Raw genomic sequence first — 26196 nt, forward strand, 5'->3', positions numbered from 1 at the left:
GCCCCAGTTAGAAGTCTATTACTTTCCATGTCGTCCCGAGAGTCAGTCGGTCGCCATCGTCAGGTTCGTTCAGTCGCTCAAAAGTAATGTTGAATCGGTTTTCTTCGTCACGCGAGAGGATGAGCGTATCACCGGCACGCAGATTGTGAGAGCGGATAAAAGGCGTCATGCACGTCAGTCGGTACTCATTTCGCGTACCACCGAAAAGCTTGTTGTTGTAATAGATGAAGGAGAAGGTCCACTTCTCTCCAACCTCATCCCTGAATACCAAGCTGTGGCGGGGATTGTATTCTTTTGCATCGAGTGAAGGAAAAAAGCGGAGAACCGTGGGCTCGCGCGGAACAAGTATCCCTGCCTGATGTCCACCGGTTTCTCCGGTGTCATTCCGGCTCAGCTCTTTTCGAATCGCTTTCGGTCTCTCAATTGGCATTTTTTAGCCCCCCCATCACAGGCGACAGCTCGAGAGACCGGACAATATCGGCGATATCGTTTTCCGTTCCTTCAGTTCCGACGACGGCACTGCTGGCAATAACCCGCTTGCGGGCCGTTCGCTGGTCGATCACTTCCTCAACTGTGCCCGGATGAAACAGTCGATGGACCGTTACGGGTCTTGTCTGCCCACGCCTGTATGCACGGGCCGTTGCCTGATCTTCGAGAGCGGGGTTCCATTCCAGGTTGAAATGTACGACGTGGTTTGCGGCGGTGATGTTAAGGCCTGTCCCGGCGGCCTTGGGATTCAGAATCAGACCAGCCGATGTCGTGATCTGGCCGAAACGGTCCACAGTTGGTTGCCGGTCAGTGACAGGAGTTCGGCCGTCGATGATCGTGAACGGAAGCTTGTATCTTCGATGCAGGTCCTCAGCGAGTATGTCAGCCATCCTCGTGTATGACGTAAAGATCAGCACCTTCTCACCGTCGAGGAAGACCTCGTCGAGAATTTCCAGCAAGCGGGCGTACTTTGAACTATGAGGTAAGGGGTCACCGGTTTCGTCACTCAGCAGGAAGGGGTGAGTGCAAAACATCCGCAGCTTCGTCAAGGCGACGAGCGACGCCATTTTCCCGTATTCTGCGACCACTTCGTGACGGATTTCGTCGTAGCGATGTGCTGCCTCGTCGGACAATTGGATCGCTTGGGGAATGTCGATGCGGTCGGGCAGGTCCTTTGCCACGTCGGCTACAAGGCGTCGCAGGATCAGCGGACTCACCAGAGGCTCAAGCTCCGAGGCGTGATCCTCGTCGTCAAGGTAATGCGCCTCGAATTGATTTAAAGGGCCGAGAAGACCTGGAACAGCGAAGTCCATCAGCGACCACAGATCGCGGAGACGGTTCTCGACAGGCGTTCCAGAAACCGCAACTGCCATCCTTCGCGGTAGAGTCTTCAGCGTGACAGTACGTTGCGCGTCTGGCGTCTTGATGGCCTGAGCTTCATCAAGAACGACAATATTCCATCCGACCATCTCCATGATCGAGATGTCACGCATCGCTGTGTCGTACGACGCAATGACGACATCGAATTTCTGGAGGTTCCGAGGGAATCCGGTTCGTTCGCGGCCCTGATGAAGAAGCACGGCCAGTGCGGGCGCAAACCGGTTGAGTTCTCGACGCCAGTTCTCGAGCAACGTAGCTGGAGCGACCACGAGCGAGGGCGCCCCACGAGTCTTGGACTCGCGGAGGAGGAGTGCGATGATCTGGAGTGTTTTGCCAAGGCCCATCTGGTCGGCCAGGATGCACCCCAGTCCCTCGTCAGCGATCCGGCTGAGCCACTGGAAGCCCGTTTCCTGATAAGGGTAGAGATCGGCCTTTAGCCCCTCGGGAATACTTTCGGACCCGGATGGTCGCTCTTCCGCCTCGTCTTCGGAGTCGACTATCTTCACAAGGCTCGAATTGAGCCCGCGGAGGTCAAGATATTGCCGGAGGGTGAGTCGCCCCGGAGCCATTACGCGTACTGACGAGAGAAGGTCCCTGATTGCCTCAATCGACTCTGGTGGAAGGGGATACCAGTCCGTGCCGACAAGGAGCTGATCGCCGTCCAGAACCTGAAGAAGCTGGATTGGCTTGCCGCCATCGTAGACGCGTACGCAACATGACGGGTGCCCGGTCAACGGATCGGACGGCGGGGCGATCTCAATGGAAATGTCAGCCGGAAATCGACGGATGGCCAGATCGGGGAGCGCTTCTGACGGGGGGCGGGAAATTTCTTCACCGCGAATGGTCAGACGGCCCTTGAACTCGGCCCGCGTGATTTCGGAGGCGGTTGGAGCCACGACACCGCCTGACGGCAGGCGAAGCATCACCCTGCCGGAATCGATATGCCAATCAGTGTCTGACTCCCGGTCGTCGCCCACGGCAGAAACGATCCGATTTCTAGAGAAGCGAGCGCAATCCTCCTGTACGGCTCATCGCATCCGGGCCTTTTGAAGTGAGAAAGTCTACCGCAACTGGGTCCGTGATAAAAGGATCAGTCGTCGAGGTGCAGCTTTTACCGTGATCGACGGCTTACGGAATCACGCATGGCGCCGCCACTGCCCAGCCACTCGGTGACGAGATCCATTGCAGGATTCATCAAGTCGCAGAGGGCTGTCATCGCGCTGGAATGCCCCTCGTCCGTGTCCGGCACATCCGCGTCGAGCTCATCGAGCAGCGCTTCGATGCCCCCGTAGCAGTTGGCAGCGACGTAATCGTGGAGTTCTGAAAAATGCTTCACGGAACGCGGCACGACCCCTGCCCGCATATCGGCGAGGATATCTGCCTTCATTCTCTCTGCGAGTTCTGCGGGCGTGATCACACTTCGCCTATACCCCGCTCAAATGCCGATTTCAATGGGAGATTTGCACCGCCACCGCATTCCAGCTTGCCAGCGGGGAGTCCCACGGCCATAATGTCACAAAATCACCCAGTGGGGCCGGGAATGACACAGGTTACTGAATTTTCAAAGCTGCAGCAGCAATCCGGTCTCTCGCTCGACCTACTTGCGGAATCCCTTGGCTACTCCACCCGCCAGCTGCGGCGCTTTGAAAGCGGGATTTCGACTCCGCGGCCACCGGTGATCGAGGCAATGCGGCGCCTCATCTCGAAAAATGAGCCTCCTCAGCGGGAAGCGTTTCGGTTCATCGACCTGTTTGCGGGCATCGGCGGGCTTCGTCGCGGGTTCGACGGGCTCGGCGGCAAATGCGTTTTCACCAGCGAGTGGAACCCATACGCAAAGCAGACCTATTGCGCCAACTTCCACGACGGCGATGACCACGTGTTTCATGGCGACATAACCACGATCGACGCGAAGGACGTTCCCGATCACGACGTACTCGTGGCAGGGTTCCCCTGCCAGCCGTTTTCGATCGCTGGTGTAAGCAAGAAAAACGCACTTGGACGGGAACATGGCTTCAAATGCGAAGCCCAGGGAACGCTGTTTTTCGACGTTGCACGAATTATTGAACATCACAGGCCGAAGGCATTCCTGCTGGAGAACGTCAAGAATCTGGTGAACCATGACAAGGGAAAGACGTTCTCCGTTATCCACCGAACGCTTAAGGAAGAGCTCGGCTACAACGTTCACTGGAAGGTCATCAACGCGAAATCGTTCGTCCCGCAAAATCGCGAACGAATCTTCATTGTCGGCTTCAGGGAAGAGAACGATTTTTCGTTTGACGACATAGTGCTGCCCGACCCGCTGAAAGGGCCAAAGCTCAGCCAGATCCTGCACCCAGAGGACGGGACCGAATCACCCGAGGGGCACTATACCACCGGGCCAAAGGCGATGGTTTGCGACCGTTACACGCTTACAGATCATTTGTGGAAGTACCTTCAGGATTATGCTGAAAAGCATCGGCTTAAGGGCAATGGCTTTGGATTCGGATTGAACGGTCCAGAAGACGTGGCCAGGACGCTGTCCGCGAGGTATTACAAGGACGGTTCAGAAATCCTGATCAAGCAGAAGGGAAAGAATCCGCGACGACTCACTCCGCGGGAATGTGCCAGACTGATGGGATTTGACAAGCCGGGACAGTCAGACTTCAAAATCCCTGTCTCGGATATGCAGGCATACAAACAATTCGGCAACGCTGTTGTAGTTGCAGCCGTCGAAGCCGTTGCCCGCCATATGGCCCCGTGGATAGAGGGCAGCAATGGAATGTTGCCCTCCGGTCAGAGGTTGCTCACCTTCCATGCCTGATGTCGTCGATGCACAAACGCGAAGCCGGATGATGTCCGGTATCCGGGGGAAAGATACCCGGCCCGAGATGACGATCCGTCGAGCGCTGCATCGCTTAGGCTTTCGCTATCGACTTCATTCAAAAACACTGCCCGGCAAGCCAGACCTGATATTCCCAAGGCTGAGCGCTGTGATTTTTGTGCATGGTTGTTTCTGGCATGGCCATGACTGTCATTTGTTCAAATGGCCGTCGTCAAGAAAGGAATTCTGGCGGGAGAAGATCGAAGGAAACAGGACGAGAGACGCTGTATCATCCGGGAGAATTGAGGAAGCCGGTTGGCGGATACTCACAGTGTGGGAATGCGCGCTCAAGGGACGGACTCGCCAAAGTGAGGTGGCAGTCGTTGAGGCCGTCGCAAGCTGGTTGACGAGCGGCACAGGCAACATGGAATTGCGGGGCATCCGAGATGGCAGCAATGGCCGACCTGACGGACTGGATGGATGAGAATTCCGGTCCGCACATTGTGTGGTATGTGAAACGGCTTGCAGCCAATGACACGCTCGCGAATGAAAGCCATCAGGCAGGGCCGTACATTCCAAAAGAGTTCTTTCTTGGAGTATTCCCATCGCTCAACCGTCCACGGGATAAAAATCCAGACAAGAAAGTAGAACTGACGATAGATTCGCATTGCGATGCGCGGCCCGTTCGTGCCGTTTGGTACAACAACAAAACGAGCGAGCCGGATGCACCTGGGGCAAAGAAAAAAAGCAAGCGAGATGAATGCAGACTGACGCGTTTTGGAGGTGCGCGATCCGCACTTCTTGACCCGGAAAGCACTGGTTCGCTTGCAGTCTTTGCGTTCTATCGTGGGGAAACGGGGGAGTCAGAAGTCTGCCATGTGTGGGTGTGTGACACTGAAGTCGAGGCAGATTTGGTCGAGGACCGCGTTGGCCCTGTCGAGCCCGGAAAGCTGACAGTATGGACTGTTGATGAAAATGATCCGCTTCTGCCGAAGCGGTCGAGGCCGCAAAATAGCTGCTGGCTTGAACCGGAAGAGTTTCCTTCCGGATGGCTGTCAGTGTTTCCTACCGGTGCTGAGATCATCCGCAAAACGGTTGAATTGCGAAGCGGACACGGCCTGCCCGTGGATAGCCGGCTACTAAAACGCCGGCGCTGCGAATACGAGCTTTTTCAGAGCCTCGAGGAAGCGACTGAATTGCCAATTATTCGGAATGGTTTTGACAACATCGAAGACTTTCTTGCCAGGGCGCAGCACATATTGCAAAGACGAAAGTCGCGTGCCGGGCTATCGCTGGAGCTGCAGACGAGAGAGATATTTCTGGAGGAGAATCTTCTGCAGGGCACCGACTTCGATCATCAACCGGAATCGGAGCCCGGAAAGCATCCGGATTTCCTCTTTCCTTCAAAATCGCATTACAGCGATCCAGCGTTCCCCGCAAGCCGGCTTCGGATGCTTGCAGCAAAGACTACCTGTAAAGATCGTTGGTCGCAGGTACTGACAGAGGCGCAAAGAATTCCGGAAAAGCATCTCCTGACGCTTCAGGAAGGTATGTCCGTCAGACAGTTCACGAACATGACGGAGGCGGGCATTCGGCTTGTTGTCCCGACACCTATCATCGGAAAGTTTCCGTCCCAAGTGCGACCGCATCTGCAATCGCTTGAAAGCTTCATCGCCGATGTCCGGCTTCTTCGAGTCAATTAGCCGTGCAGTTTGCCTCAATCGATTCCTGCTGCCGGATCATCCGGTCGAGCCACGCATCGACGCAGGCGGGCGTTTCCGTCCGCTCCAGCCACCCAATGACACACTTGTCGGGCCACACCGGCACCGGGCAGTAGCCGCTACTCCCCGTGGTCGCGCAGGATGGCAAGCAACTCAGGCTTAGGCCGAGCAGGAGCAGCGTGAATCTCCGCCTCACGGCGGGTCTTTGCTGCCATGTCCTCAGCCAGTCGAAGCCGCTCTTCGATTTGACCGGCATCGTGGGCGTCCCTTCGGATGGCCCAGAGGATGACGATCCCGAATGCCAGGGCAAGGAATGCGACCGTGCCATAAAACTCGATCACTTCTTCGGCTCGAAGATCGAGAAGCGGACGATGAACGCCTTCAGCTTTCCGACGATCTCATCGTCCTTGGGCGTTTTGGTGAACGGCACGATGACGGAAGCGATGGCGACGAGGCTGCCGAGAACGCTCGACGCTGCGATCACATAGGTGCCATATTTCGTGGCGAGAAGCATACTGAGTAGTTCGGATTCCATAGTGGTCACTCCTTTGATGGTTTGAGGTTGGTTGCGTCTTGAATACCGAGAATGAATTGATCGGGAAGCAACTTCTTGAGCTTCGCGAGCGTGAGGCGGGAGTTCAGCACGGCCGGCTTTTCGCTGAGGTAACCGAAAGTCTGCCCGACAAGGATGCAGCCCTGCGTGTCGTCAATCGTGTAGCCTGCGTGAATCAGGATGGCGGAGCGGCCGGGAACGCCATTCACTTCCCAGACGCCCTTGTATTTCGTCCCGCTGTGGGGGACGCACAGATAACGGCCTGTGGGAATGCAGCTCTTGCCCCGGCGGTTATCGTTCCAGGGGTCTTCGCAGGTCACGCCCAGCTGTTCCTTGCTCCTGAAGAGGTGACCAAAGACTCCGTCGTCACCGCTGCGAATTCGTTTCAACGTCAGCGTTTCTCTTGGAAAATCATGTACGGTCATGTGTTGCCCCTCATAATTGTCACGATCTTTTCGGGCATCCCTTGGATCGAGTCGTCGACGTCATCGATCCGGGAATGAATCCGATCAAGGCTGTGATTCGTTTCCGCTCGAAGACTGCGAAGCTCTTCCTTTGTGGTGTAGTTCTCGGAGACATGCAGGCGGAGCATCGCGAGGTCGAGTTCGTTGCCCGAGATCCCGTCCGAGACACCGTTGATTCGACCATTCAAATAGGCGGCGACGGCGATGCCGCCAGCGACCACCCCGCCGATGATCCATTGAAAGAGGCCGAGTTCAGGTACGTCAGACATTGAGAATCCCATCCATGAGGTAAAGTGAGGCGATTGCCGCTCCGAAGGCGGATGCTGTGATTGGCTAGCAGTTCGTGAGACGATTGCGACTGAAAGATCTCTTGGCAATCAGGGCGAAGATCACTCACCCAGACTTGCCTCCTCTGGACGAGGATCTGCGGGGACAATCACGAGGAGTAGAGTGCGCTCAGTTCATTTTCATTTCCCCTCATCAGATGACTGATGTTTCCCAGGGCCAGGGTCACGGCTCTCTCGCTGCGCCGAGCGTCACAACGGCACCCGCTCCTTTCACCACACCACAGCTCACGTCCAATTCTCTTCAGCCAATTCCGCGGACGGTCCATTCTCAACATGGCGGAAGCCAACGAAGCAGATCTTCGTCCTCGATGACATCCTCGCGATCACGATTCTGGGCGTCACCTGCGGGGCCGACGACTGGACGGACCTGGAGCTGTTCGGCCGGCATCGCGAAGAGTGGCTCAGGACGTTTCTCAAATTGCCCGTCGGCATCCCGTCGCACGACACCTTCCAGCGGGTCTTGGGGCTGCTGGAGCCCCGGCAGTTCGCCGCAGGGCTCCTCCAGTGGACGCAAGCCATTCATGAAGCGACCGGCGGGACGATCCTGGCGATCGATGGCAAGTCGCTCAGACGCTCCTTCGCCAGGAAGTCCGGCCAGGCGCTGCATCTGGTGACCGCCTGGGCCAGCGAGAGCGGCCTGACGCTGGGGCCGGTCGCTTGCGAGGAGAAGTCCAATGAGATCGCCGCCACCTCAAACTGCTGTCGGTCACAAGTTGTACGGTGACGACCGACGCGATAGGGCGTCAGACGGCGATCGCCGAGCAAATTCGCGAGCAGGGAGGTCATTACCTGCTGGCCGCGAAGGGGAATTAGTCGACACTGGAGACCATGCGTTTGGCCTTCGCTCCGCGAATGCACGTCTTCTCTTGCCGTAACAGGCTCACCGCCAGACGCCGCACCGCCGCCAGGTTTGTCGCGCCGTTGCGGTCTTGCTGGCGCCGGACATCTTCGCTGAACGCCATGTCGAGCACCCAGTGCTGAGAGTTTTCGATGCTCCAGTGACGCCGGATCGCTTGCGCCAGCTTCTTCGCCTGCGGAAGGTGGCTCGATGAACAGACGGGCTTCGCACGTCTCTCGGCCGTCCGGAAAGGTCCGCCGCGTCCTGGAGCCCACCAGCATCCGCAATCCCTCCACTTCGCTCGTTGGGGATGGCCAGCGGGAATCGCCAGGGCATGGCAGGTCCGTTCTTCCGTTCGGCCGTGTCCCTTCTCGGAGGTCTCCCACCGGGTGTGCCGGAAGCCTTCGAAGTTCGCCTCCACCGCCTGATCGAAGAGCGACTGCAGGTCGGACTGCGCTCTCGATCCCGGTTACCTGCTCAAGGTCATGCACACCACCAAATTCGATGCGTAGGCCTGCCCAGACACCACAGTGGGGCATCGTTGACGGATCAACTTAATTTCCTCCCATTCTGCGTCATATATATTTGAGAGTCCCGTTACTTGGGAAAATGCTTTTTATCAGCTCCTCACGGTCTTATGCAGAAAGGGTCCAGACGTGAATGCAGATAATAATGAACCAAACGAGACGCATTCGGCGGCCCCGGTCCGCCCCGCCGAAGGCGTTGCGCCAATCGAATGGAAGCAGTTCGCCAAGGAACTGGGCAGGTTGATCGGACGTCGAGTGGCGGAAGAGGCGATATGCCGAAGAAAGAACGTTCCGAAATAGGTCACTTGTCTCGTCGATTGGATGCCGACGACTTCCTTCCGTCACCATTCTCAAGACGCTGAACCTCCACGAGCCGATCCTTAAGGATCTGAACCAAAGTGGCGCGATCCTGCTTGTCTCGGCCGTCCCGAGATTCACTAAGGGAAGGTTCCCCGGTCAGCTGGTCTTCGACACCCTGGCACGCCTTTCTTCGTCGATTGAGGGCCTGCCGAAGCTTTCGGACAGATTCTGCCCCCTTGGAAAGTGCCGACTTGGACTTCTCAGTCGGCTCCCAAAATGCGGCAAATGCGACTTCGACGTCATCCATTGAGCCCCTGAGCCTGTCCCTGTACCGTTGCTTCAATGCGAGATGCAGATACACATACAGTTGAAGCATTCGGCCATAGCGGATGTAAGACAGTTTCGATGACTTTCCGAACCACTCGTCAAGGTGGCGGAGGTCTGTCTTTTTCCGATGAAACTCGAAGAGCTCAGCGACGGTGAATGAGCGGTCGGCGAGTAAGGGCCACGGCAGGAACAGCGTGATTCCGTCTGAGCGAATGCCCGGCGACTGGATCGTGTCTCCCACCATCATGCCGGCACGGGTCGGTTCAGGAACGTGAAACGTGCAGCAGCCGCTCAGGCACCATCTGTCGAACAGAGCCTGAAGCTCCGCTTTCGCCCGTTCTACGTTCTTGTTCCGTCGCCGACCTTGGAATTTGGCCCCCACTGCAAACTGAGGTGAACACTCGCCGTACTCCGGCATGACAGCGTAGTGGGCTAGTTGGAAAAGGATGACCTCCCGCCAGTACTCGGGGTGCGTAACCAACCAGCCCGAATAGCCAAGCAGCCGCTCCCTGACTCGACTCTCAATGCTGTGTCGAATGGCGTACCGCTGCGCGGCCAAAGCTTCAGTGAACGCGTCGGTGGAAAGTACCTCTCGAAAGTCTCGGTCTTGATCTGCAAGAACTCGCTGCTGCCAATCACCAACGGCCTCGAGTTCATATTCGTTTGTGCCCCAGTCGTGGCCATCGAGCACGTCCGAGAAAACGGTTTGCTGACGGTAGAATCCGGTCGCACTGAGTTCGCGCAGACGCCGCTCGAATCGGAAATCGCTCGGCGGAAGAAGGCCCGGGCAGTGAGCTTCGATCGCGGTCAGGAGTTCCTTGGGAAGGGCGAAGAGCGGGTCGATCGCAAGCCTCGGATCCCCAGCGAACTCGTCATTGAGCTTCTGCCACTGACTCGGCGATGAGGAGGACGACCCGGTCGGCTTTCCCATAAACGATCACGCTTCGAACGGGAGGGAAAAACTTCTCGAACTTTTTCCCTGATACGGTTTTCCGCTTCACGGTTCACTGCCCCCCGTCTGATTCAGAGGACCGCTCCCGCGATCCTCTCAAGGATGATGAGACGGGACGATGGACGATACCCAGAACAGATGTGGTCGTGAACCGGAACGCGGGAAATACGCTTCCGTGCTCACCGAGTCTCCAGCGAGTGGCAACGCGGCCAGGAAGATGGTCAAGGCGGTGTTGATGGGCGAACACGAGCACGAGGCCAACGATGGCAAACGCGTCCAAATCTACATGCGAAGCGGGAAGTTCCTTGCCCGCCTGCGGCGCGGGGGACGTCAGTACGGTATGAACCTGGGGGCGGACGAGAAGTTGGCACGTGCGAAGCTCCTGACCCTCTTGACCAGCCTCGGCGATGGGACATTCGTGCCGCCATCGGAAGCTCGGAAGAGAAATCGCAATCGCAAGAGCACTCCTCGAGCGACCTTGCCGGAGATCGTGGATGAGTACCTGGCCCACGTCAAAAAGAAGAGAGGAAAACGCACAGCGAAATCCTATCAGGGCCGTCTGTGCCCGGTGCTGCACTTCGCGGATCTGCGCGAGAGCCGAAGGAAATGGCCGCTGGCCGCAGATATCGATCTCGCGTTCGCGACCGATCTGCGCGCCCATCTCGCTCAGCAGCTGGTCTCCAGAAACGGCTCCGACTTCGCGCCGAAAAAACACTTGATCTCATCGAGGCAGGTCTCCCACTGCCTCCAGACACTGGCCATGGCTCTCAACTGGGCGGTCAGCCCCTACGTGCGAATGCTCCCGTCTGAGTTCGTGAACCCGGTCACCCGGGACATCATCGGCTCCAAGCCGATCAAGAACCCGTTGCGCGAGTGTGTGCTTCCGATGGAGAAGCGAATCGAGATTGTCGGCCACATGGATCGATGGCAGCTGGTCAATCTCAGCACGCTGCTCGTCCTCCCCACGCGAACTGAAGATGTCTCGGGGGCGATCATCTCGGACTTCGACCTGGCAAACCGGACTTGGCGACTGGGAACCAGACTCGGAGGAAACGACTTCAACAAAGGGCGAGTGGACGTTGTCATGCCTCTCCCGTCGCAGATCATCGCAATACTGCGGATGGCTGAGGCAGGCCGCGTTGCCGGGCCCATGTTCCTGCGTAGGAAGTGCTCAAGTCGGAATCGGAAAGGGTTTCGCTCGGCTGACGAGTTCCGTTCGCTGTGCGACGCCCGCTTGGCGGCCGCGAAGGGGGGGGAAGTACAAACCGATCAAGACAGGAAACAAGTCATACGAAATCTCCTGTGCAAGTGCGGAGCTGTCACGGGCGACATGATCCATCGGGAGATCCGCGCGTTGTTCGATCAGGCGGGAGTTGCTTCCGGGATCCGACCGTACGATCTCCGCGGGGCCGTGACGACGGATATGAGTCGTGCCGGCGTTCAGCACCTGGAACGCCGTTATCTGACTTTGCACGCCACGAGCGACATCCTGAACGACTACCAGCCTCTCGATCCAGTCACCGAAATGGACAAGTACTTCCGCTTCATCATGCCGCTTCTGGAAGCACTTGACCGGCGGAGCCAGGAGCTGTTCCCGCGGTAGGGCGGTGCGATCGACGATTCGGCAAGCAACTGCGAGTCGGGCGAAGGTCGACAACGCAGCATGAGAAAGAGGCCTTTACGAAAGGCCAGAGTCGCGTAGATTGTGATTCAGAGTGGTACGAGGAACTCTGTTCTCAAAGCTGGTGCACAGTTGGTGCACGAGTGGTGCACAGGGGCTCCAAACGAACACAACACTCTGCGGCGCGGTGCCGCAGGGGAACGATCCACAGGATCGAACGAATTTCCAATGATTTCGCATCTCGGACGGCTGAGAGCGGTGGGTCGAGACAGCTGGAGCTGAAGGAATGCGGAGAGTCTCTCCCTCTCCGCTTTTTTCTTTACGGGCTGATCGCCAGAAGAATGAACGGACCCGGTTACGGTGCGTTCACGGCGAGCTTTGCTGATTCCCTGAATTTCGTAGAGGGGAATACGTCGCGACTGTCCGCCTCAGGCCCGCGGTGTGCGCGCCCCCCCGCCAGAGATCCGTTTCCCGCGTCGCGGCAAGGAAGACCGGATTCCCTTCCGGACCGGCGCTTCGACTCTTGACCCTGGAGTGTGGTCCAGGCCGTATCGTACGGACGGAGGTTGGTCCCCCCGACCCGCCTGCGATCAGGAGCCCCTCTCATGTCTCACGATCCCTCCTCGGCTGGAAACGGCTGCTGCCATAGTGGAGTTCCGGAACTCCCTGTTCTGGGACAACGACACATCGATCCGGTCTGCGGGATGTCGGTCGATCCGCAATCGGCTGCCGGTACGACTACGTACGAAGGCCAGGCTTACTACTTCTGCAGCGCGGGCTGCCGCGCGAAGTTCGTCGCTCATCCGGAGCAGTACGCGGGCTCAGGCCGGCCGGCTTCGCCAGAGGGGATGGCGAAGGGAGGCTGCTGCGGTGCCGGCGGGACGAAGCCCGCCTCTCATGCACAAGTGGCTGCCATCGACCCCGTCTGTGGAATGACGGTCGCGCCGGAGTCGGCCGCAGAGACGGCGGTCCATAAGGGGCAGACTTTCCACTTCTGCAGCACTGGCTGCTACACCAAGTTCCGGGCGGATCCCGAGCGGTATCTCGGTTCGAAGCCCCACGCCCACTTCCACAACGCTCCCGCGGTCCCCGGCACCCAATACACCTGCCCGATGCATCCGGAGATCGTCCAGGACGGTCCCGGATCCTGCCCGAAGTGCGGCATGGCTCTCGAGCCGATGCAGCCTTCGCTCCAGGAGGGGGCCGATCCCGAATACGTCGATATGCGGCGGCGGTTCGTCATCGGGGCGGCGCTCGCGGCTCCGATCTTCCTGATCGCGATGGGGGCGATGCTGCCGTTCCCGGCCCTCGCCCACTTCCTGCACGCCCGGATGGGGGCACTCAACTGGCTGCAACTGGTCCTGTCGTTGCCGGTGGTCCTCTGGTGCGGCTGGCCGTTCCTTGTCCGCGGATGGAATTCCGTGGTTCACCGCAGCCCCAACATGTTCACGCTGATCGCGATCGGCGTCGGGGCGGCCTTCCTCTACAGCGTGGCGGCGACCGTCGCTCCGCTGGCGTTTCCCGAAGGCTTCCGCGGTCCCGGCGGGAGCGTGGAGCCGTACTTCGACAGTGCCGCTGTGATCGTGGTCCTGGTCCTGCTCGGACAGGTTCTCGAATTGCGGGCCCGCTCGCAGACCGGGGCGGCGATCCGCGCGCTGCTGGGCCTCGCCCCCAAGACTGCCCGGGTGATCCGGGACGGGAACGAGGCCGACGTCCTCCTGGCGGACGTGCGGGTCCATGATCGCCTGCGGATCCGGCCGGGCGAGAAGATTCCCGTCGACGGCCTGGTCGAAGAAGGGGAGAGTGCGGTCGACGAATCGATGGTGACCGGCGAGCCGATGCCGGTCGACAAGCGGACCGGCGACCGACTCGTCGGCGGGACCGTCAATGGGACCGGGGGACTCGTGATGCGGGCGGAGCGAGTCGGCAGCGACACGCTGCTGGCTCAGATCGTGCATCTCGTGGGGCAGGCTCAGCGGAGCCGGGCTCCGATCGAGAAGCTGGTGAACCGCGTGGCGGCCTACTTCGTCCCGGCGGTGCTGGCGGCGGCGGTCGTGACGTTCTTCGGCTGGGCTGTCTGGGGAAGCGAGCCCCGGCTGGCTCACGCGCTTCTCAACGCGGTGGCGGTCCTGATTATCGCTTGCCCGTGTGCGCTCGGTCTGGCGACGCCGATGGCGATCATGGTCGGAACCGGCAAGGGAGCCTCGATGGGGGTGCTGTTTCGAGACGCCGAGGCGCTTGATCGGCTCCGGCAGGTCGACACCCTGATTGTGGACAAGACCGGGACGCTGACCGAAGGAAAGCCGAAGCTGGCGGGCGTCACGCCGGCCGCGGGTTTCTCTGAGAGCGAAATCCTGTCGGTCGCGGCGGGGCTCGAACTGCAGAGCGAACATCCCCTGGCGCGGGCGATCGTGGCCGCCGCGAAGGAACGGCAGGTCGGGGTCGCGGAGGTTCCGGGGTTCCGCTCCGTCACCGGCAAAGGAGTGATCGGAACGAGCGGCGGCCGGCAGGTAACAATCGGCAATGCGTCGCTCCTCGAGGAACTGTCGGTCGACGCCTCTTCCCTGACCTTGCAGTGGGACGCCCTCCGAAGCGAGGGGCAGACCGTGATGGCCGTGGCGATCGACAACCAGCTGGCCGGGCTCATCGGCGTGGCCGATCCGATCAAGGGGACGACTGTCGAGGCGCTGCGGGATCTCCGCGCGGAAGGGCTCCAGGTCTGGATGGCCACGGGGGACCACCCGCAGACCGCCCGGGCGGTCGCCACCGCGCTCGGGATCGATGAGGTGCGGGCCGGCGTTCTTCCGGAGGCCAAGAGCCAGATCGTCGAGGGACTGCAGAGGAGCGGACGAACGGTCGCGATGGCCGGCGACGGCATCAACGACGCCCCCGCCTTGGCGCAGGCGGACGTCGGAATCGCGATGGGGACGGGCACGGACATCGCGATGGAGAGCGCCGGGGTGACGCTGGTGAAGGGGGACTTGCGGGGGATCGTCCGGGCGATCCGGTTGAGCCGGAGCACGTCGGCGGCGATCCGCCAGAATCTCGTCCTGGCGTTCGCCTACAATGCGATCTGCATTCCTGCCGCCGCCCTGGGCTGGGTGTCGCCGATCTGGGCGAGTGCGGCGATGAGCCTTAGCTCCGTCAGCGTCATTGCGAATTCCCTTCGGCTGCGTCACGTCCGTGTTTGACTGCGAAGGGGGCGGGGTGCCGTATCGCGGACGGGTGGATTCGCCGATCGATGGTCGCCCAATTCTGGCCGAACCGGGTCCAGGGGCACCCTGGTGGGGAGTGCAGAGGGGCAACGCCCCTTTGCCCGCCGGAGGCTTGGCCCTCGAGAGACGTCTGAAGGAGTGAGTGTCCAAGCGCGGACACCGTACCGTATGCCCTCTCACCAACCCGCGGGGATTGCAAAGCGAGCGGTGTGGTGTGAAGGAGTCCTCATAGCTGGTCCCACAAAGGGAACGTCCGTCGTCTGCCACGGTTCCGCTACGAAAATGCCTCCGGCGGCAAGGGGGCGAGGCCCCCTTGACCCCAGGCTCCCGTGGCACATTGGGTTTGAGCGATCGGAGCTGCGCCGGCAAGAACGCGGTTTGAGCCAGCGGGACAATCCATCGCGGACCGCTTTCATTCGCCGCGATTTCTTCACGAGAAACGGCTTCCGACCTCCATCCCCGCCCCCCGACCTCCGCAATTCCGTCAATTCATTGACCACTTTCCGGAATTCCGCGACACATTCCCGCGTCATCTCGCCAATCCCTTCTGACTCCAAATCCAGTCGCCGCGAGCGATGATTGCCTGACTCATGGGACGAGCGCGCCGTGGCCTGCGGACTGCAGAACGGCGATCGGGAGGCGTGGACGTTGCTGTACCAGCACAACAGCGAACGTGTGTGGCGCTACGTCGCCCGCCTCGTCGGCAGCGACCGCTCGGCGGTGGCCGACATCGTCCAGGAAACCTTCGTGGCCGCCGCCCACTCCGCCCGCAACTATGACGCCGGTCGCGGTCCGCTCGCCCAGTGGCTCCTCGGAATCGCCCATCACCACGTCGCACAGTATTGGGCGGCCGCGGCCCGGCATTCCGCTCTCCCTCGTCTCATTCAGACCGGGCTCGTTCAGTCGAGGCTCGTCCTCGCAAGCGGGCCGGGGGAGGCGGGCCTGACCGAGGCGGACGATCCAGCGAGACTCCTGGAACAGAGCGAATCGGCGGAACTGGTCCGACGGGTCCTGTCGGAGCTGCCGTCCGAAGCGGCGCTCGTCCTGTGCGGCAAGTACCTCGATGACCTGAGCGTCGAAGACCTCGTCGCCCGAGACGGCGGGACGGTCGAATCGGTCCGCTCCCGGCTGGCCCGCGCTCGACGGGATTTTCGCGAACGATACGAACGGCTGGCCCGGTGGGATGAGGTGGCCGCCGAACCCAAGCCGCGTCATCCCCCGTCGGAGGACGCCTCATGAGAGCGATCCCATCTGTTTCGATGGCTGACTCCGGTGGTTATCTGGAGTTTGAGCCCCTGTTCTTTCATCCCGTTCTGTCCCTGCGCACGACGCACCCAACCGTTGTCCACTGAACCCGCCCACGACCGCGATGACCAGGAGATCGGCCGGCTGCTCCGGACGATTGCCGAAGACGCTGCGCCGGTCGATCCGGCGGCGCTCGATCGCATCGCCGCCCTGGCCGGCAACCTGTTCCCGTCGGCTGCCGACGCCGAGCCCTCTCGGCCGGTCGGCCCAACTCATTCCCAACCTCTCCCCCGCGCTTCCGGGAGTCGTCCCATGTTCTTCTCTGTAACCCGTCTGCTGGCCACGGTCTCGGCCGCCGTCGCTGTCCTCGTGATGTGGTTCTCCGCGGACTCCGTCGTCCCGGCGAACCTCGCCCTGGCGGACGTCCTGCGACCCGTCGTCGACGCCCGGACACTCCAGCTCAGCATCGCGCGGGACGGGCTCGTCTCGAACGTCTTCGTGCAGCATCCAGGGCTCGTCCGGGTCGAGGAGAGCCCCACGCGGTATCTCGTGGCCCGCGGGAGCAATTTCTGGCAGATCGACGGCGACTCGACCGAAGCGGCCGCCTCCGACGACCGCCACTGGGTCCGGCCGGACGGAGCGGTCGATCTCCTGGGGCTGCTGGGGATCGATCCGCGGGAGCGGCCGACGTTCGATCATCTCCGCCCCTCGGGCCGCAAGTCGTTCGCCGGCCGCGACGCCTGGACCTTCACCCGCCGCGTCGTGCAGGAGGACCGGTCTCTGCGGATCGACCTCTATGCTGATGTTAAATCCCACGAGTTCCTGGGGATCACGGCCCGCGATGCGAAGGCACCGGCTGGTGGACCGCCGCTCGCCGAGCTGACGCTCGTCGCCCTCAATCCGCCGCTGGCGAACACGTTGTTCGCCGTGGCCGACACCCTCAACGTCGAGGGGATCGGCAAGGTGACCGATGTGCAGGGGATCGTGACCCTCCGGCCCCTCACCTCGGACCGCTGGACGGTCGTCTGCCGCGAAGTCCCGTTGCAGCAGGGAGACTGGATCCGCACAAGCCCCCGCGGAGCGAACGCGGCCCGGGTCGTACTCACCGGCGGGACAACACTCACGATCGGTCCGGACTCACTCCTTGAAGTGCAGGACGCTGGCAAGGTCCGGCTGACGAGCGGCGAGTGCCAGATCGATCGGGGCGAGGGCGGGGGCGAAAAAACGCCGTTCGAACTGCTGGGTCCGAAGGATGGAAGCGAGCGGATCGCTGGCGGGAAACACCTGTTCCGCGTCACGAAGGACGAGACGCTGGCTAAGGTGGCCGAGGCTCCGCTGTGGCTGAAGGGGTTCGAAGGGGCGACGAGCAACGAGTCGATCGGCTCGCTGATCGTCAATGTCGACGGCCGGAACGAGCCGCTGACGGTCGGCGAGCACAAGGTGACGATCGACATCCGGGACCAGATCGCCCGGACGACGATCGAGGAGACGTTCGTCAACCGGACCAAGAGCCGGCTGGAGGGGCAGTTCCATTTCCCGCTCCCGCAGGACGCGTCGATCAGCGGCTTCGGGATGTGGATCGGCGATCAGCTCGTCGAGGCGGACATCGTCGAGAAGCAACGGGCGCGGGAGATCTTCGAGACGATCCTCCGCGAGAACCGCGACCCCGGCCTGCTCGAATGGGCCGGCGGCAACATTTTCAAGGCCCGGGTCTTCCCGATCGAGCCGCTCTCGGAGAAGCGGATCAAGATTACCTACACGCAGGTCCTCCCGCTGCGGGCCAACCGATACCGATACTCCTACGGACTGCGGAGCGAACTGCTCCAGAAGTTCCCCCTGCGGGAGCTGTCGGTCCAGGTGAACGTCCACTCGGCCCTGCCGCTCAAGAGCGTCACTTGCCCCAGCTATCCCTGCCGGTCGCAGGCGACACCCCATTCGGCCCGGCTCGACTTCACGGCGAAGGAGTTCACGCCGCAGCGGGACTTCGACGTCGTCTGCGAAGTCGACGGAACGAACTCGCAGGTCGTGGCCATTCCGCACCGGCGGGGGGATGACGGCTACCTGATGCTGCAGCTCATGCCGCCATCGGGAGAGGGGAACTGGCAGCGGGAAGTCCTGCCGAAGGGGGAGCCGGCTGACTTCCTGATCCTGTGCGACACCTCCGGCTCGATGGACTCGGCGATGCGGAAGACGCAGGCCGAGTTCGTCACCGCGCTCCTCTCCGCCCTGGGGCCCAAGGACCGGTTCAATATTGGTGTCTGCGACGTCGAGACGGCGTGGCTATTCCCCGAGGCGATGACGCAGAAGGACGACGTTCTCGCCCAGGTCCAGTCGAAGCTCGCTGAGCGGGCGTCGCTCGGCTGGTCCGATCTCGACAAGGGGCTCGCCTCGGCCCTCGACAAAGCGCAGGGCCTGATGACGGAGACGAAGCGCAATTCTGTGCCGCAGATCGTCTATGTCGGCGATGGGATCGTGGCGGGGGTGAACTCCGATCCCCAGGCGTTCGCCGCCCGCGTCCGGCAGCTCGCGGCGACGCGGCGGAAAGTCGTCGACGGGAAAGAGCAGCCGATGCCGACGATTCATTCGGTGTCGGTCGGCAGCACCTATGAAACGGTCTCGCTCAAGGCGATGGCCGCGATCGGCGGAGGCTCGATGCGGCAGATCACGGGCGACCAGACGCCGCCCGTCGTCGCTCATGAGCTGCTCAACGAGATCCTCCAGCCAGGCCTCAAGGATCTGGCGGTCGAGTTCAAGGGGCTTCGCGTCGCGGCGATGTACCCGGAACGGCTGCCGAACCTCCCGGCCGGGATGCAGCAGATCCTTGTCGGCCGGTATCTGCCGGAACCGAACAAGGACGGGGCGCCCCAGTCGGGCGAAGTGATCGTCACCGGCACGCGAGGCGGCGAGACGGTTCGATACGCGGCGAGGATCTCGCTCCCGGCGGCGGCAAACGAGGAGCGGCCCGATGAAAACTCGTTCATCCCGCGGCTCTGGGCCCGGGCCCACCTCGACCAGCTTCTGCTCCAGGGATCGAGCCCGTTCCTGCAGGACGAGATCATCCGCCTGTCGGAAGAATTCCACATCATCACCCGCTACACGTCGCTGCTCGTCCTAGAGTCGGACGCAGACCGGGAGCGGTTCGGCGTGAAGAAGCGGTACGAGATGCGGGACGGCGAGCGGTTCTTTGCCGATGGGAAAGCGGCGGTCCGCTATGACCTGGCCCAGCAGCAGATGCAGCGGGCGGGAGCGTGGCGGCAGGGACTGCGGCGGCAGATCCTGACGGCGTACGCGCGGCTGGGACGCGAAATGCCGGACGCGCGTGTCCGGCGGGGATTCAGCTCCATCCAGTTCGACAGACGCTCCCTGAGTTCGGACAGCTGGTCCGCGGACGAGTCCGGCATGAACTACTTCTCGCGGTTCAGCGGAGGCTACGCCGGGTCCGGAGAGGTCTTCTACGACAGCCTCCAGCTGGAAAGCCGCGGCACCATCGAAGATCTGGTGTCGGAGCGCAAGCAGCTTTCGGAACTGGGCCTCCGTCAGGAGATGAACGCGCCGTTCGCCCCCAGCGCTGCCCCGATGAGCGGCGAATACCTGGGATTCGATGTGGACGCGAAGAACGATGGTTACGCCGATGGCCTCGACGTGAGCCGCGATTTCCAAACCGCGCTTCCCGCCCTTCAGAAGGCACTCGGAGACAGCGATGCCGAATACGTCAGTCCGCTGTGGGACGGAGCGGAGCTCGCCGCGGCCGCCAAGCGGTACTCGGTTCGAGAGGCCGAAACGCCGTTGTCGATTCTCGATCCCTATGGAATGGATGGCTCCTCCCCGGAACTTCCGTGGGGACGGCTGGGCGCGTTCTCCAGCGAGTATGCGATCGGACGGGGTACTGTCTCGCTGAAAGAGGTGGGGTTCTCGCTGACCGCGATGGGCCGGGCGAAGCGGGAGGCGTACCCCAGAATCGGAATCGAATGGCTCGGCCTGTTCCCCACGCTGCCCCCGGTGCTGGCGGAACGGAAGCCGGTCCGGCCGCCGTCGTGGTGGACCGCCGAAGCCCTGGAGCTGGCGCGGCTCCTCGACCGCGCGGAAACCCTTCAGGCTCTCCCGGACGGTCTCGAAGTGGTCCGCACAACCCGCAATTTTCACGAAGGCTGGCGGCGGATGATCGAGGGAACGACCCATCGGGAACTCCGCCGCGGGACGACGTGGCTCGACCGCGAGACCGGCCAGGGGAATCCGACGACGATCCACTGGCACGACGGCAAGGAGCGGGGCGTCCTGACCGTGTCGCTTCCGTTCGGGGTGACCCGGCCGGCGGAGAAGCGGGATGGCGAGCGGCTCGATTCGGTCCTGGCTTCGCTCGACCTCACGCGGATGTATCGCAACCACGTCCCGACGATCGAACGGCCCGAGGCGAATCGCGCCGTCCTGACGCTGACCTCCCGCGACGACGCCAAGGTCGTGTTCCGGGTCACGATCGACACGGAGAAGAAGCACATCCTCAAGCAGGAAGCTCTCCATGACGGCAAGCTCCTGAGCACCTCCGAGTTCAGCGACTTCGTCGAAGTCGCCGGCCTGTGGTTCGCCCGCAAGTCGATGACCCGCGACGGCGACGGGTTCGAGATCGCTTCGGCGACGATTGAGATCGAGCGGTTGGCGGCCGACGAATTTGAGCGCCGCTACAAGGCCGAGCTCGCGGTCCGCGAACGGACGCTGCTGTGGACGCAGCCGATGTCGAAGCTCGCCGCCGCCCGGGCCAGAGCGGCGGATGGAACCGCCAGCCTCACCGACCGCCTGCTGATCCTGGCGGAACGGACGGCGCGGCAGCAGTGGGACGACGCGTTCCAGCAACTGGCCGCGATCGAGACCTCCCAGGCGGGACAGCCCGGTCTGCCGTGGTTGCGGATCGGGCTGGAGAAGGTCGCCGGCCGGCACGAAGAGGTCCGTGGGCACCTCATGCAGCGGCTCGATGCGGCCCTGACCGACATGTCCGGCGAGGCCCTCCATCGCGTGCAGCACATCCTTGACACCTTCTATTCGAACAGCGGATGGCATGAATATGGAAAATTCGTCGAAAAGGCCCGGCCGGTCTACGAGCGGCAGCCCGATCCGGCGGTCGGTCTCCACGAATGGAAGCGGCGGCAGGTCGAGTGTCTCCGCTACACGGGCCGACTGGAGGAATCCGTGGCGCTCCGCAAGGAGTCCGCGGCCGAACTCCCGGGTGACGTTGGAGAACAGACCGTCTGCGCCACCGCCCTCTGGGAAATGGGGAAGAAGGCGGAGGCGTACGAATGGCTCGACCGCACGCTCGCCTACGGAGCCGGGAAGCATGAGCGGCCGCTCGGCTGGAACGAGTGGACCTACCGCGACATCCACGCCACGCGGGCCCGCCTCTTGCGGAACGACACCCGCTGGGGAGACCTCCTGCGGCATGTGGCGGGCTGGATCGAGCAGAACCCGACCTTCGCCGAGCCGTACTCCGAGTATCTCAGCGCCCGGATCTACAACGACGAAATCGCTCAGGCGGAGGAACAGGTCCGCCAGTGGCTCGCCGCGTCGCGGGTCGAACGGAAACTGACCGAACCCGAACGAGCCCGGCTGAGTGCGGCAGTCGGCTTTGCGCTGGGGGACATCTCCCACATTTCGAGTCGCAACGTCCTCGTTCCGCAGTGGTCCCCCGCTCTGGAGGAGACCGCGGCGTACTTCGTCAAGCACCCGGACCATAGCGACGTGACGCGGCAGATCGTGTCGCATCACCGGTTCCAGGGGACCGATGCGGCCGACCGCGTGCGGGGGCTGATCCGCCTGCGGCTGAATGAGGCGGCCGGGACGCTCCCGGCGACGACGGTCCACGCGTTCGTGGAGCTCGTCCTCAACCACCGGTGCGTGATGGTCGAGGGGCCCGATCGGCTCAAGGTCGAAAGTATTCCGCTCTCCGAATGGGCGGCGTTGACGAAGACGCTCCGGACCCGCTGGGACGCGGAGCCCAAGACCGAGGACCGGCGGACGATCGCCGCGACGCTGACGTCGATCTATGCCCTGCACTTCGCCGACACGGAACACCTCCCGTTCCTGCGGGCCCGCCTGCAGCGGGCTGAAGAGGCGCTCGCCGCCCGTCCCGCGGACCTCGATCTGGAAGCCCGACCCGAGAAGGACCTGGGGGACTACATCGAGTCCGAGCGATCGGAACTGTACGAAGCCCTCCTGGCCCGCCCCTGGACGGAGGCGATCGAAACGGAGCTGTTCGCGCAGCTCCCGCGGTTCGGCGCCGGGATGGAGGCTCCGCAGCGGCTGGACGTTTGGCTCGGGCGGTTACAGACGCTCGTGGACAAGATGCTGGCAGGTCGGCAGGCCGCGCGGATGACCGAGCTGACGGACTCGGGCGAGACCGAGAAGCTGACCCGCACCCAGTTGCAGGAGAAGCAGACCGAGTTTCAGAAGACGGCCCGCCAGGACCTGGCAAAGCGGCTCCAGAGCGAGGCGGAGGCGCAGCGGGCCGATGCGGACCGGGCCGGCTGGCTCACGATGGAACGGGCCCGTCTCGACATCCTCCTGGAGCAGAACCTCGAAGGGGTCTGGGGCGAGATGCAGGAACGGCTCGGACCGGCGCCGGCAGCGATGCCGGAGAACGACGAAGACTGGGGGCCGGACCGCGTGGCCCACGAGCTGTCGCAGACGCTGCTCCGCTCCCGGGCCCTCGCGGCCTCGCTCTTCCTGGCCTCCCGGGACAAGGCTCCCAAGGACTGGGCCGACAAGGTCCTGAGATACCTCGACGCCGGAATCGCCAAGGGGGGAGCGGCGACCGCCGCCTGGAAGAGTGGAAAGTACCAGTTCCTTGTCGCTCTGGATCGCGTCGACGACATCGAGACGTCGCTCAAGGCGTGGACCGCGGACGATCCGCAGGCCCCCGTCTGGAGGCTGGTCCTGGCCCGGATCCGGGCGGAGCGGGGGGACGTCCCCGGCGCGATCGCGCTGCTGGAGGAGGTCCAGAAGGGTGCGCCCCTCACGCCCCCCGATCTGGCGATGCTGGCCGACCTGTACCTGGCCGCGAATCGCAAGGGGGACTTCGAACGGACCCGGCTGGCGAAGTTCGAGCAGATGGAGGAGTGGCGGCTCTCGAACTGGATCGGCCAGCAGCAGAACCGCTTCACGAACCACGGGGGAGACCTCGACGAAGAGCTCCTCGCTGCCGTCCAGGCGCTGTTCGCGAAGGCGAGCCATCCGGAGAACTACCTCTACCAGATCCGGACGCTGTACCAGGCGACGCGGGACTTCCGCGTGCTGCGGATGGTCCCCGACCTGACGATCGGCCGGACGCGGGAACGGATCTACGGCACGCTCCAGCACCTCGACGGGCAGGTCCTGTGGGACCTCAAGGAGGCGGCCGCGGATGAGATCCTGGAGCGACTTCGGCTGGTCCGAAAGGAGACCGCCGCCGCGCTGGCCGCGATTGCCGACACCGCTCCCGACGCCGACATCCTTCGCCGCGCCAGACGGCTCGACCTGCGGGCCCTGGATCTGATCGAAGGAATCGTGGAACGGCGGTCGGCCGAAGTCCCCAACAGTCCGGACGTTCACGCCCGGGCCGCGCTCGCCGCCTTCCGCCGGGCCTTCGATGGCGACTGGCAGGAGGGAGAACGCCGGATGATGTCCGCCGTCCTCAAGGACCTGCGGAAGATCGCCCATCCGGGACTGGCCGAAGAACGCCACCGCGAATTCCGCGAGTTGATCGCCGGTTCGCCGCCGCTCAGCGACGAGGCGCTCGCGGTCACGGCGGACTTTGCCCACATCCGCTACTGGTACGACATGGACTTCCCCCGGCCGAACACCGGCCGGCCGGCGGCGCTGATGCTCCTGTCGAACGCGATCCGGGACCGCCTGCAGCAGGACATGGGGATCTGGCCGGTAGCCCTCAACGGTGTCCTGGGCGAATACCTCGGCCAGCTCCGCGATGCCCGGCAGTACACAACCGCCGAGGAGTTGCTCGAAAAGATCCTCGCGGCACTCCCCGAGGATCAGCGGCCCGCCATCGAGTCCGAGCGGTGGGCGACGTGGGTCCACGCCCTGGAGCACGACGGCCGGGTTTCGCTCGGCGAGGGGGAAGCGCTTCTGACCGCGCTGTATGAACGGTCGCTCGACCGGATCCGGGCCGCGGCGGACAACGAGCGGTATTCGCGGATCGTCGAGACCACCCAGCTCCTTTCGACCGCCTCGCAGAAGGGGCTGCCCAATGCCCGCCCGCTGCTCTCGCGGTTCGCCTTCGACACGCTGCCCGGGCTCCTGACGCCGTCGATGCACAACTACGACTCGGACATCTCCCAGGTCTCCTCGATCGTGCGGCAGCATCTCGACCGGCGGGAGGACCTGCGGTTCCTGCTCCGGTCGCTCCAGAAGTATCCGGTCTGGTTCCAGTACTCCTACAGCGACGGCTGGAACTACCACGGCTCGCAGATGGCCTCCCTCCGCACGGAGATCGGCGACATCGGGGACCTGGAAGCGCCGCTCCTCGAACTGGTCCTGAGCTACCTGCGGAAGGAGCTCCTGACCCGCGACGCGCGGAACCAGAGCTTCACCCGCGCCAACTACGGCTACTTCTGGAGCGAGAAGCGGGCGGACTTCCTCCGCGTCGCCGAAGAAGTCCTCGCTGCCGAGAAGAACTCGCCGCGGATCATCGAGTACGTGGCCGAGTACCTCTTCCGAGGGCTCAACGCCCAGCCGCGGGCGATCGAGGTCCTGTTCATCGCCCATCGCCGCGGGCTCCTCGACGATCGCGGAATCGACACTCTCGTCCACTACCTGATGGAGGAGCGCCGCCACGCCGAAGCGGCCCCGCTGCTGGAAGGTCTGGTCGACCGCGAGCCGGAGAACCTCAACCACCGGACCGACCTCCTGATCTGCTACCACGAGTCGAAACGGCCGCAGCAGGTGAAGGAGCTCTACGACCGGACGCGGGCGGACTTCCAGAAGAAGGGCCGCTGGACGGCCGACGCCATGGCCCAGATGGCGGATGCCTGTCGGCGGAGCGATCTGCCGCAGGAGGCCCGGGATCTCTACACCGGCGCCATCCAGCGGCGGCAGCGGGAGTCAGCCAACCGCGGCATCGGCGACGAGACGCTGTCGCGTTGGTATCAGCATCTGGCCGCGATCCATTCGCAGCTCGGCGACACGGCCGCGGCGGTCGAAGCGGCGTCGGGGGCGATCGTCTGCTGGTCCCCCCGCCACGATCAGCGGCGGCAGGCGATCGAGGCTCTGGAGTCGGTCGTCGCGTCGGCCAAAGACCTCGACGCCTATGTTGCGACGGTCGACGCCAAGTCGCGGGAATCGGGCCAGGACAGTCCGATCATTCGGGCCGCCATCGGCAAGGCGTGGAGAGACCGGATGGCCTGGGACAAGGCGATCGCGCAGTACGAACTCGCCCGTCAGCTCCAGCCGAACAACCGCGCGATCAACGAGGCGCTCCTGGCGTGCTATGACGCCAAGGGGGACAAGCCGGGGGCGGTCCGGCAACTGCTCGGGATGATCGACCTCGACCGGCACAACCTCGACCTCCTCAAGCAGCTCGCCGAGCGATCGAAGGAAGACTCGTCCCTGGCCGAACGGGCGGCGACATCGATCGTCGAGTCCGCTCCGAACGAAGCGGAGCACCACGCGGCGCTCGCGGAGCTGCGGCAGACGCAGGACCGCTGGAACGAGGCGATTCCGCACTGGGAGCAGGTCGCGGAGCTGCGGAAGCTCGAGCCGACCGGCCTGATCCAGCTCGCGAAGGCGCTCGTTCACGTCAAGCAGTTCGGACGGGCGAAAGAGGTCCTGGCGCAGTACCGGAAGAAGGAGTGGCCAAGCCGCTTCGACAACCTGCAGGAAGAGGTCCGCCGGCTGGAGACTTCGCTTTCGCAGTGAGTGTCGGATTCCGGGGAGGGGAAA

General features: G+C 62.8%; 16 protein-coding genes and 1 pseudogene. 8 read left to right on the forward strand and 9 right to left on the reverse strand.

All coding sequences use genetic code 11. The features are described 5' to 3' along the window. Positions 1-7: 7 nt before the first annotated feature. The 3 genes from VT03_RS05910 to VT03_RS05920 form a co-directional block, all read right to left on the reverse strand. Entirely contained in the window at positions 8-430 is a 423-nt protein-coding gene (locus tag VT03_RS05910) for an EcoRII N-terminal effector-binding domain-containing protein (RefSeq protein ID WP_075092138.1), read from the reverse strand. Next, on the reverse strand, positions 420-2345 hold the full coding sequence (locus VT03_RS05915) for a DEAD/DEAH box helicase (RefSeq protein WP_075092139.1): 1926 nt from the start codon (positions 2343-2345) through the stop codon (positions 420-422). Before VT03_RS05915 ends, VT03_RS05910 begins: the two co-directional genes overlap by 11 nt. A gap of 134 nt (positions 2346-2479) precedes the next feature. Continuing rightward, positions 2480-2755 (reverse strand): hypothetical protein, encoded by a 276-nt coding sequence (locus VT03_RS05920; RefSeq protein ID WP_075092140.1) that lies wholly within the window; start codon positions 2753-2755, stop codon positions 2480-2482. A gap of 153 nt (positions 2756-2908) precedes the next feature. On the opposite strand from VT03_RS05920, the gene dcm reads away from it, so the two are divergent. Genes dcm through VT03_RS05935 form a run of 3 tightly spaced genes read left to right on the forward strand, consistent with a single transcriptional unit; the run spans position 2909 to position 5871 of the window. Then, the gene (gene dcm, locus VT03_RS05925) at positions 2909-4168 is read left to right on the forward strand and encodes a DNA (cytosine-5-)-methyltransferase (protein WP_075096949.1); all 1260 of its coding nucleotides are present in this window, start codon (positions 2909-2911) and stop codon (positions 4166-4168) included. After that, a complete protein-coding gene (locus tag VT03_RS35180; protein WP_075092141.1) occupies positions 4161-4652 on the forward strand; it encodes a very short patch repair endonuclease in 492 nt (163 codons plus the stop codon). The genes dcm and VT03_RS35180 overlap by 8 nt, the downstream gene beginning before the upstream one ends. Continuing rightward, the gene (locus VT03_RS05935; RefSeq protein ID WP_075092142.1) at positions 4624-5871 is read left to right on the forward strand and encodes a type II restriction endonuclease; all 1248 of its coding nucleotides are present in this window, start codon (positions 4624-4626) and stop codon (positions 5869-5871) included. Before VT03_RS35180 ends, VT03_RS05935 begins: the two co-directional genes overlap by 29 nt. Before the next feature lie 137 nt (positions 5872-6008). Here VT03_RS05935 and VT03_RS05940 read toward each other — a convergent pair whose 3' ends face one another. The 4 genes from VT03_RS05940 to VT03_RS05950 are packed head-to-tail and all read right to left on the reverse strand — an operon-like array spanning position 6009 to position 7175. After that, entirely contained in the window at positions 6009-6230 is a 222-nt protein-coding gene (locus tag VT03_RS05940) for a hypothetical protein (protein WP_075092143.1), read from the reverse strand. Further along, positions 6227-6424, reverse strand: coding sequence for a hypothetical protein (locus VT03_RS33250; RefSeq protein ID WP_156514318.1), 198 nt, complete (start codon positions 6422-6424; stop codon positions 6227-6229). The genes VT03_RS05940 and VT03_RS33250 overlap by 4 nt, the downstream gene beginning before the upstream one ends. A 5-nt stretch (positions 6425-6429) precedes the next feature. Continuing rightward, positions 6430-6867 (reverse strand): DUF5675 family protein, encoded by a 438-nt coding sequence (locus VT03_RS05945; protein ID WP_156514319.1) that lies wholly within the window; start codon positions 6865-6867, stop codon positions 6430-6432. Continuing rightward, on the reverse strand, positions 6864-7175 hold the full coding sequence (locus tag VT03_RS05950; RefSeq protein WP_197489211.1) for a hypothetical protein: 312 nt from the start codon (positions 7173-7175) through the stop codon (positions 6864-6866). The genes VT03_RS05945 and VT03_RS05950 overlap by 4 nt, the downstream gene beginning before the upstream one ends. 364 nt (positions 7176-7539) lie before the next feature. On the opposite strand from VT03_RS05950, the pseudogene VT03_RS05955 reads away from it, so the two are divergent. After that, positions 7540-7977: pseudogene (locus VT03_RS05955) on the forward strand (ISAs1 family transposase); the annotation flags it as partial. Between the two features lie 85 nt (positions 7978-8062). Here VT03_RS05955 and VT03_RS35185 read toward each other — a convergent pair. Both VT03_RS35185 and VT03_RS05965 read right to left on the reverse strand, forming a co-directional pair. Further along, on the reverse strand, positions 8063-8536 hold the full coding sequence (locus tag VT03_RS35185; RefSeq protein ID WP_156514951.1) for an ISAs1 family transposase: 474 nt from the start codon (positions 8534-8536) through the stop codon (positions 8063-8065). 383 nt (positions 8537-8919) lie between these two features. Beyond that, a complete protein-coding gene (locus VT03_RS05965) occupies positions 8920-10176 on the reverse strand; it encodes a hypothetical protein (RefSeq protein WP_075092148.1) in 1257 nt (418 codons plus the stop codon). A gap of 139 nt (positions 10177-10315) precedes the next feature. Here VT03_RS05965 and VT03_RS05970 point away from each other — a divergent pair, with 139 nt between their 5' ends. From VT03_RS05970 to VT03_RS05985, 4 genes are all read left to right on the forward strand, one after another. Further along, positions 10316-11800, forward strand: coding sequence for a hypothetical protein (locus VT03_RS05970; RefSeq protein WP_156514320.1), 1485 nt, complete (start codon positions 10316-10318; stop codon positions 11798-11800). 623 nt (positions 11801-12423) lie between these two features. Further along, entirely contained in the window at positions 12424-15009 is a 2586-nt protein-coding gene (locus tag VT03_RS05975) for a heavy metal translocating P-type ATPase (protein WP_075092150.1), read from the forward strand. 603 nt (positions 15010-15612) lie between these two features. Then, positions 15613-16272, forward strand: coding sequence for an RNA polymerase sigma factor (locus VT03_RS05980; protein ID WP_075092151.1), 660 nt, complete (start codon positions 15613-15615; stop codon positions 16270-16272). Between the two features lie 102 nt (positions 16273-16374). Next, positions 16375-26172, forward strand: a complete 9798-nt coding sequence (locus VT03_RS05985) for a VIT domain-containing protein (protein ID WP_075092152.1) — start codon at positions 16375-16377, stop codon at positions 26170-26172. Positions 26173-26196 lie beyond the last annotated feature (24 nt).

The sequence above is a fragment of the Planctomyces sp. SH-PL14 genome (assembly GCF_001610835.1).
Classification (GTDB): Bacteria; Planctomycetota; Planctomycetia; order Planctomycetales; family Planctomycetaceae; genus Planctomyces_A.

Coding starts and splice junctions, on each gene's coding strand:
- VT03_RS05920 (WP_075092140.1), bottom strand. CDS start 2,755: ATGAAGGCAGATATCCTCGCCGATATGCGGGCAGGGGTCGTGCCGCGT.
- VT03_RS05975 (WP_075092150.1), top strand. CDS start 12,424: ATGTCTCACGATCCCTCCTCGGCTGGAAACGGCTGCTGCCATAGTGGA.
- VT03_RS05935 (WP_075092142.1), top strand. CDS start 4,624: ATGGCCGACCTGACGGACTGGATGGATGAGAATTCCGGTCCGCACATT.
- VT03_RS05965 (WP_075092148.1), bottom strand. CDS start 10,176: ATGGGAAAGCCGACCGGGTCGTCCTCCTCATCGCCGAGTCAGTGGCAG.
- VT03_RS05950 (WP_197489211.1), bottom strand. CDS start 7,175: ATGTCTGACGTACCTGAACTCGGCCTCTTTCAATGGATCATCGGCGGG.
- VT03_RS33250 (WP_156514318.1), bottom strand. CDS start 6,424: ATGGAATCCGAACTACTCAGTATGCTTCTCGCCACGAAATATGGCACC.
- VT03_RS05910 (WP_075092138.1), bottom strand. CDS start 430: ATGCCAATTGAGAGACCGAAAGCGATTCGAAAAGAGCTGAGCCGGAAT.
- VT03_RS35180 (WP_075092141.1), top strand. CDS start 4,161: ATGCCTGATGTCGTCGATGCACAAACGCGAAGCCGGATGATGTCCGGT.
- VT03_RS05970 (WP_156514320.1), top strand. CDS start 10,316: ATGGACGATACCCAGAACAGATGTGGTCGTGAACCGGAACGCGGGAAA.
- dcm (WP_075096949.1), top strand. CDS start 2,909: ATGACACAGGTTACTGAATTTTCAAAGCTGCAGCAGCAATCCGGTCTC.
- VT03_RS05945 (WP_156514319.1), bottom strand. CDS start 6,867: ATGACCGTACATGATTTTCCAAGAGAAACGCTGACGTTGAAACGAATT.